Origin of the sequence: Acinetobacter sp. COS3, assembly GCF_000475335.1 — a bacterium.
Taxonomy (GTDB): Bacteria; Pseudomonadota; Gammaproteobacteria; order Pseudomonadales; family Moraxellaceae; genus Acinetobacter; species Acinetobacter venetianus.
On the sequence record NZ_AXCD01000059.1, the window covers coordinates 1 to 345 of the forward strand.

Genomic DNA, 345 nt, shown 5'->3' on the forward strand with positions numbered 1-345 from the left:
TGGGTACTTTGTACACATCCTGCACCCTGTTCTTGTTCCAGTGCATCAGCTTGCCAGCGTTGGATATGTACACTGTTGGGTTGCAGTGAGCGTTGTCCTATCAAACTGGTCATACTGTCGTATTGTTCTGTGGCACTACTGCGATGGTATCGAATCTGGCGACGTGCTAACGCCTGATATTGGCTATTGTCATCAATCAGACGGAGTTTTTGCGGTTGAATCGCTGCACTACTGTTCGGCACGATCAGTTGTGCTTCATCAATCAGCCAGTTGATGCCTTCACTACGTAGTAGTCGAGTTAAGAACTCATAGTCCGTTTCGTTGTGTTGCATGATAAAGGGACGG

1 protein-coding gene is annotated in these 345 nt (G+C 47.5%); it reads right to left on the bottom strand.

Going from position 1 to position 345, the window contains the following annotated elements; genetic code table 11:
- Nucleotides 1–345 (bottom strand): phage late control D family protein (locus tag IO68_RS30430; protein ID WP_201768448.1); only part of this gene is annotated, 345 nt, incomplete at both ends.